Raw genomic sequence first — 7,489 nt, 5'->3', positions numbered from 1 at the left:
GCCCTCTCCTTTGGGCGCCTCCGCCCCCTCCTCCTTGCGGGGCACCGCCGGCTCCGACAGGCGGGCGCTGGACATGTTGGTCATGACCGCCGCCTGCTGGATGCTCTGATCCACCTTCTTCTGCATCCTGCCCAGGTTCGGTATCTCGGCAAGGGCGCTTCGGTACTCGTCCTCGGAGAGCACCCCCTTGGAGGCGAGCAGTCGGAGGATCATGTTCGAGCGCTTGAGGACCTTGTCCAGGTTCTTGTACGGGTTATAGGCCACCCGCGGCCCAGGCAGCATGGCGGCCAGAAAAGCGCATTCGCGCGGGGTGAGGTCTTGGGGGGATTTGCCGAAGTAGTAGCGGGAGCCGTGGCCGATACCGTAGACCATCGGGCCGAGCTCGATCACGTTCAGGTAGAGCTCGATGATGCGCCCCTTGGTCAATTCCTGCTCCATCCGCTTGGCAAGATAGATCTCCTTCGCCTTGCGGGTCAGGGTCTTCTCCCGGGAGAGGAAGAGGTTCTTGGCCACCTGCTGGGTGATGGTCGAGGCGCCCCTGGCGAAGCTCTTCTTCTCCAGGTCGTACTTGATGGCGTCCTTGATCGCCTTGACGTCGACCCCTTCGTGCTTATAGAAGTTGGAGTCCTCGGCGAGGATCACCGCCCATTTCATCTCCGACGGTATCCTGGCCGAAGGGGTCCAGTAGCGGTTCTTGGGGCCGACCACGTAGGGGTGGAAGTCACCGTGCCAGTCCCTGACCTGGATGGAGACGTTAACCTTCCTGTCCTTCAACTCCTCGACCGGCGGCAGGAAGCAGAGGGAGACGGCGACATAGCCGATGTAGAGGATGAAGGCGGCGGCAGCCCACCAGAGGTATTTTCTTTTCATCACGGTGTTACCGTCCTTGCGTTGCGGCGCTCCCCGCGACACCCTTTTCAGCCATGTGAGCCGCCATCAGCACGGCAGCCTTCATGCTGGCGGCCGAGGCACGCCCGGTGCCGGCGAGGTCGTAGGCGGTGCCGTGATCGACTGAGGTGCGGATGATGGGGAGGCCGAGGCTCACGTTGACGCCGTCGTCGAAGTGCAGGAGCTTCAGCGGGATCAGCCCCTGGTCGTGGTACATGCAGACCACCGCGTCGTAGATCCCCGCAGCGGCGAAATGGAAGAGGGTGTCGGCCGAAAGCGGCCCCACCGCGTCGATCCCCTCCGCCCGGGCCTGGGCGATGGCGGGAGCGATGATGCGGCTTTCCTGGTCGCCGAACAGTCCCCCCTCACCGCAGTGCGGGTTGAGTGCGAGCACTGCCAGGCGCGGGTTGTCGCGGAACCAGCGTGAGAGTGAGTCGTGGGTGATCCTGATGGTGGAGAGGACCCGGTCGAAGGTGACCAGCGCCGGAACGCGGGAAAGGGCCTCGTGAATGGTGACCAGGGTGACCCGCAGGCGGTCCCCCGCCAGCATCATGACCACCTCCGGAGAACCGGTCAGCTCGGCCAGGAGTTCCGTGTGGCCCGGGTAGTGGTGGCCGGCGCTGTTCATCGACTCCTTGTTGATGGGAGCAGTCGCCATGGCCGCCGCCTCGCCGCTCAGACAGAGCCGCGCACCCTCGCAGACGTAGCGGAAGGAGGCGTCGCCGCCGGCCGGGGTGGGCTTGCCGTACACCATGTCAGAGGGGGCAAGCTGGGAGAGTTCGCGCAAGTAGAGGACACCCGGGCGGGGGGTCGCCGGCAGCGAATCCACCGTCTCGATGACCCACGAGACCCCGGCCACCTGGATCCCTCGCTCCATGGCGCCGCGATCCCCCACTACCAGAAGACGTGCGGCCGAAGCGATGGCCGGATCCGCCAGCGCCGCCGCCACGATTTCCGGCCCGACCCCGCTGGGATCCCCCATGGTTACCGCAATGACAGGTTTTTCCACCTTCAGCTCTTTCACTACTTCCCCATCCTCAACTCTCCGTTCGCCCTGAGCCTGTCGAAGGGCCACCTGAATCTTGCTCTATCAGTCCCTTTCCAGGCCGGCGAACCTCACCAACAGTTTTTTCGGGCCGACCGACTTGAACCAGACGATCACCTTCTGGTTGTCGCCGGACCCTTCGATCTTCCTGATGGTGCCTGGACCGAACTGCGGATGGCGCACCCGCATGCCGAGCACGACCCCTTCCTCCTGGTCCTCGGACACCCTGCGCACCTCGTTGTCGAACTCCGGCTCCATCTCGTCCTCGAACAGGGAAGCCAGGTTGTGGGAGGAGCCTGCGGGTGCCTGCTGGGGATGCTGGAACTCTCCCCGGGACGGCTGGGTCCCGAAAGGCTGCCGGTAGGCCTCGCCGCCCGCGTAGGAAGGCTGGGCGCCGAACGATCCCTGCCGGTACTGCTCCTCGACTCCCAGCGCGGAGGACCCGTAGCGCTGCTGGTACTGTTGCAGCTCGTCGCCGGCGCTCAACAGCTCGGGGGGGATGTCGCGCAGAAAGCGCGCCGGTGGGTTCATCTGCTCGCGCCCGAAGATGTGACGCCTGCGCACGTTGGTGAGGTAGAGCCGTTTCATGGCGCGGGTCATGCCCACGTAGCAGAGCCTTCGCTCCTCCTCCATCTGGCTCGGGTCCTCCAGGGAGCGCTGGTGGGGGAAGAGCCCCTCCTCCATGCCGATCATGAAGACCAGCGGGAATTCCAGCCCCTTAGCGGAGTGCAGCGTCATCAGGGTCGCCGACGACTTCTGCCCCTCCCCCTCCTCCTCGAGGTCGGAGACCAGGGCGACCTGTTCCAGGAAAGCGGCCAGCCCCTTGTCGCCGGGGCCGTTCTGGAAGACCTGCATGGCAGTGACCAGCTCCTGGAGGTTCTCTATCCGGTCCCGCGCATCGTCGCTCTTCTGCTCCTTCAGCCGGGCCAGGTAGCCGGAATCCTGGATGATGGCGGCGGTCAGTTCGTCAAGCGGCAGCGTGTCGGCAAGGCTGCGGTACTTGCCCAGTTCCTGGATAAAGGCGGTTACCTTGCCGCGGGCGCCAGCGGCCAGCACGATCCCTTTGGTCGCCTCCACCATGGCCGAGTAGAAGGAAATGCCCCACTCGGCAGCGAGCTCGGAGATGCGCTGCACGGTGGCGGCCCCGATGCCGCGCGGCGGGGTGTTGATGATCCTTTTCAGCGCCACCTCGTCGGAAGGGTTGTCGAGCACCTTCAGGTAGCCGAGGATGTCCTTGATCTCCAGGCGCGCGTAGAAGCGGAGCCCTCCGACCATGTGGTAGGCGATGCCCGCCGCCACCATGGCGTCCTCCACCACCCTGGACTGGGCGTTGGTCCGGTAGAAGACCGCCACTCCGGAGAGATCGCCCCCTTCTGCGAGGTAGCGCTCCGTTTCGCGGCAGATCAGCTTGGCCTCCTCCCACTCGTTGGGGAGCATGCGGTAGAAGATCGGCTCACCCTCCGAGTTCTCCGTCCAAAGCCTTTTCGATTTGCGGCCGCGGTTCTTCTCCACCACGTTCCAGGCGCCGTCCAGGATGGTCCTGGTGGAGCGATAGTTCTGCTCCAGCTTGACCACCTTGACCCCCGGAAAGTCCTTTTCGAACTCGAGGATGTTGCGGATGTCCGCCCCGCGCCAGCCGTAGATCGACTGGTCGTCGTCGCCGACCACGCAGAGGTTGCGGTCACGGCCGGCCAAGAGCTGCACCAGCCGGTATTGGACCGGGTTGGTGTCCTGGTACTCGTCGACCAGGATCCAGCGGTAACGGTTGCGGTACCGTTCCAGCACCTCCGGGTTCTCTTCGAAGAGCCGCACCGTCAGGAGGAGCAGGTCCCCGAAATCGAGCGCGTTGCAGCGCTGCAGGCGCTGCTGGTAAAGGGCGTAGACGCGGGCGATGGTCGCCTGGTAGGGGGTGCCGGTGGGTGCGTCGGCGGGAGTCATGCCGGCGTTCTTGAACTCGTCGATGGCGGCGGAGAGGCTTTTGGGAGGGTACTTCTTCTCGTCGAGGTGCAGCTCGGCGGCCACGTCCTTCAAAAGCTTTTCGCAGTCCTTGTCGTCGTAGATGGCGAAGTTGCTGTCGTAGCCCAAGTGGCGGATATCCTGGCGCAGGAAGCGGGCGCAGCAGGAGTGGAAGGTTGAGATGAAAGGGACCTCGGCGCTTCCCAGCACCGCCTCCACACGCTGGCGCATCTCGCCCGCCGCCTTGTTGGTGAAGGTAACGGCGAGGATCTGCCAGGGGGGAATGCCCCGTTCGTGGATGAGGTAGGCGATGCGGTGGACGATGACGCGGGTCTTGCCGGAGCCGGCGCCGGCCAGGACCAGCAGCGGCCCCTCGCCGTGCAGCACCGCCTCCTTCTGGGGAGGGTTCAAGTTGTGGAGCAGTTTCATGGTGTCCCTTGAGGCCGACCGGCGCTGCCAGCCGCCGGATTTGCAGCGAACCTTTTTATATCACTTCGCCCGAAGGAGGTCAAAAGAGGAATGCGGGCCCAGCGGCCGTCGGACGTCGGACCAGTCGGACCAGTCGGACCAGTCGGACCAGTCGGACCAGTCAGACGGGTCCGACAAAACAGAAAAGCGCCGGACCTGTCGGCCCGGCGCGGATAAGTACTGTCCTGTGGGGTGCGTGGCCCTACTGGTAGGTGACCTTCACCCCCGCCACCATCGCCTGCAGCCACCCTTTCGCCTGCTCTTCGAACTCCTTGGGCACCGACTTCACCCACTCGACGTAGGGCGCGCCGTCCGGCTGCACCTTTAGCGGGCAGGGGGGCACCGTGTACTCGATCTGCGCCTTCCCTTCCACGCGCTCGGCCAGGAAGCTCTTCAGCCGGGTGATCCTCTCCTGGATGCAGAGCTCCAGGTTGGCCGCCGCTTCCCTGGTGACCACCCTCAGGTGCTCGAACTCCTTACCGTCCGGGATCCGCCGCAGCCGCACATCTTCGTACCACGCCTTCAGCGCCACCAGGTTCCCGATGTACTCCAGGTTGGGGCCGGTGCGCCGCTCGGCGGGATCGACCCGGCCCGGCGTGAACTCCTTGCTGATCTGGGGCGTCCCTTCGCTCACCAGGTGGTTCTCCGGCACGTTCTTTCTGGCCACCTGCCCGGCCGCGGTGATCGAACCAAAACCGACCTTGAGCGGCCCGACCATCCCCCCCATCCCTCCCAGGAAGATGCGCGGCTCCTTGAGGAACATCCCCCGCACCACGTCACCCACCAGGGAGGGGGTCGCCTTGTCCCCCTGCTTTCCCTGCGGAGTGAAGTTGAAGTGGATGAAGCCGCTCCCCACCTCGGAGTGGTCGCGCCGGGAGGTCCCGCCGCAGACCAGGGCGTCGCAGAAGTTGATCAGCGAGCCGAAGGTCACGTAGCTCATCAGGATGGTCTGCTTGAGGCCGACCGCGTGCGCCGTCGAGGCCTCCTCCTCCAGGAGAGTCCCCTCCCGGACGTGGGAGTTGGAGCCGAGCTTCGCCTTTTCCAGCAACACGGCTCCGCTCACGAACCCGCTCGCCACCTCGGACCTTTCCCCGAGCACGCTGTTTTCCACGGTGGCCGGCCCTTCGGTACCGACCTTGGCGCCGGGCGCGAGATAGGTCCTCGCCCCCACCAGCCTGGTGCCCGGGTAGAGCACGGCGCCGGCAGAGATCCTCTCCAGCTGGACTGCCGGATCGAGGTAGGTCTGCCGGGGATCCAGGATGGTTACCCCCCGCTCCTGCAGGGACTTCAGGCGTTTTTCCAGTTCGGCCACTGCGTCTGTCGGAGTTTCCATGGCAGGCTCCTGTTTATTCCACCGTCACGCTCTTCGCCAGGTTTCTCGGCTGGTCCACGTCGGTACCTTTCAGGACCGCCACGTGATAGGCGAGCAGCTGCATCGGGATGGAGATGATGATGGGATTGACCTCTTCACCGTCCAGCGGAATCTCGATGGCCACCTCGGCCTTCTCCCGCACCTCGGAATCCCCCGCCGAGCAGACCGCGATCACCCGCCCGCCGCGCGCGATGACCTCCTCCATGTTGGAGCAGACCTTCTCGTAGTTGCTCCCCTTGGGGACCAGCACCACCACCGGCATGTGCTCGTCGATCAGCGCGATGGGGCCGTGCTTCATCTCGCCCGCCGCGTACCCCTCCGCGTGGATGTAGGAGATCTCCTTGAGCTTCAAAGCCCCTTCCAGTGCGATCGGGTAGTTCATCCCCCGCCCGAGGTACAGGAAGTCGCGGGCCGCCACGTAGTTCCTGGCCACCTTCTCCACCTGGTCGTTGAGCTTCAGGGTCTCTTCCATGAGCGACGGCACCCGCACGATGGCGGAGATGAGCTTTCTCCCCTGTGCCACGTCCATCGCCCCGCGCGAGCGCCCGAGCCTGATGGTGAACAGGTACAGGGCGATCAACTGGGTGACGAAGGCCTTGGTGGAGGCCACCCCGATCTCGGGGCCGGCATGGGTGTAGATCACCCCGTCGGCCTCGCGGGCGATGGAGGAATCGACCACGTTGCAGATGGCGACGCACTTGCCGCCGCGCCTTCTGGACTCGCGCATGGCGGCCAGGGTGTCGGCGGTCTCGCCGGACTGCGAGATCAGCATCACCAGGGTGTGCTTGTCGATCACCGGGTTGCGGTAGCGGAACTCGGAGGCGATATCCACCTCCACCGGCACCCGGCAGTGCTCCTCGATCAGGAACTTGCCGACCAGCGCCGCGTGCCAGGAGGTACCGCAGGCGATGATGCAGACCCGGTTGATATCGTTCAGTTCCGCGTCGCTCATCTCCAGGTTCTCGAGGTAGACGTCCCCCTCCACTTCCCTCAAGCGTCCGGCGATGGTGTCCCTGACCGCGCGCGGCTGCTCGAAGATCTCCTTGAGCATGAAGTGGCGGTAACCACCCTTCTCGGCCATGTGCGGCGACCAGTCGATGTGGCGCGGTGTCTTCTCGACCGGCTCCCCGGAGATGGAGGAGAAGCTGACCTTCCCTCCCCTGAAGACGGCCACCTCGCCGTCCTCCAGGAAGATCATGGAACGGGTGTGGGCGAGGATGGCGGGGATGTCGGAGGCGATGAAGTATTCCCCCTCGCCGAGCCCCACCACCATGGGAGCCCCCAGCTTGGCCGCGATCAGCACGTCGGGCTCGTCCTCGCAGACGATGCAGACGGCGTAGGCACCTTCCAGCTGGGCGAGCGCCTCGCGCACCGCGGCCTCAAAGCTTCCCGCCGAGGCGAGCCGCGACTGGATCAGGTGGGAGATCACCTCGGTGTCGGTCTCGCTCTTGAAGACGTGGCCGGCCCCCTTCAGCTGGTCGCGCAGCTGGAGGTAATTCTCGATGATGCCGTTATGCACCACCACCACGCTCCCCGCCTTGTGCGGGTGGGCGTTGATCTCGGAGGGGCGGCCGTGGGTGGCCCAGCGGGTATGGCCGATGCCGACGGTACCCTCGATGGGATCGGACTGCAAGAGCCGCTCAAGGTTGACGAGCTTTCCCTCGCTGCGCTTGATGCGCGCCTTGCCGTCGGTGATGGTGCAGATGCCGGCCGAGTCGTAGCCGCGGTACTCCAGCTTCCTCAGCCCTTCTATGATGATG

At 65.2% G+C, this 7,489-nt stretch carries 5 protein-coding genes; all 5 read right to left on the bottom strand.

What is annotated here, in order from left to right; genetic code table 11:
- Positions 1–870 (bottom strand): transglycosylase domain-containing protein (locus tag VJ604_RS10290; protein ID WP_324082212.1); only part of this gene is annotated, 870 nt, incomplete at its 3' end.
- A 7-nt stretch (positions 871–877) separates the two neighbouring features.
- Positions 878–1,870 carry a 4-hydroxythreonine-4-phosphate dehydrogenase PdxA gene (gene pdxA / locus VJ604_RS10285; protein ID WP_414652415.1) on the bottom strand — a complete coding sequence of 331 codons (993 nt, stop codon included), beginning with the start codon at positions 1,868–1,870 and terminating at the stop codon, positions 878–880.
- A gap of 108 nt (positions 1,871–1,978) precedes the next feature.
- Positions 1,979–4,318, bottom strand: a complete 2,340-nt coding sequence (locus tag VJ604_RS10280; RefSeq protein ID WP_324082210.1) for an ATP-dependent helicase — start codon at positions 4,316–4,318, stop codon at positions 1,979–1,981.
- Positions 4,319–4,559: 241 nt separating this feature from the next.
- Positions 4,560–5,690 (bottom strand): hypothetical protein, encoded by a 1,131-nt coding sequence (locus tag VJ604_RS10275; protein WP_324082208.1) that lies wholly within the window; start codon positions 5,688–5,690, stop codon positions 4,560–4,562.
- A 13-nt stretch (positions 5,691–5,703) separates the two neighbouring features.
- Positions 5,704–7,488 (bottom strand): glutamine--fructose-6-phosphate transaminase (isomerizing), encoded by a 1,785-nt coding sequence (gene glmS, locus VJ604_RS10270; RefSeq protein ID WP_324082205.1) that lies wholly within the window; start codon positions 7,486–7,488, stop codon positions 5,704–5,706.
- Position 7,489: the final 1 nt, after the last annotated feature.

The sequence above is a fragment of the Geomonas sp. genome, assembly GCF_035254065.1.
Classification (GTDB): Bacteria; Desulfobacterota; Desulfuromonadia; order Geobacterales; family Geobacteraceae; genus Geomonas.
Note: the sequence above shows the minus strand (reverse complement) of the source record. Positions and strands in the feature narration are given on the sequence as shown.

Coding starts and splice junctions, on each gene's coding strand:
- VJ604_RS10280 (WP_324082210.1), bottom strand. CDS start 4,318: ATGAAACTGCTCCACAACTTGAACCCTCCCCAGAAGGAGGCGGTGCTG.
- VJ604_RS10275 (WP_324082208.1), bottom strand. CDS start 5,690: ATGGAAACTCCGACAGACGCAGTGGCCGAACTGGAAAAACGCCTGAAG.
- pdxA (WP_414652415.1), bottom strand. CDS start 1,870: ATGGGGGATCCCAGCGGGGTCGGGCCGGAAATCGTGGCGGCGGCGCTG.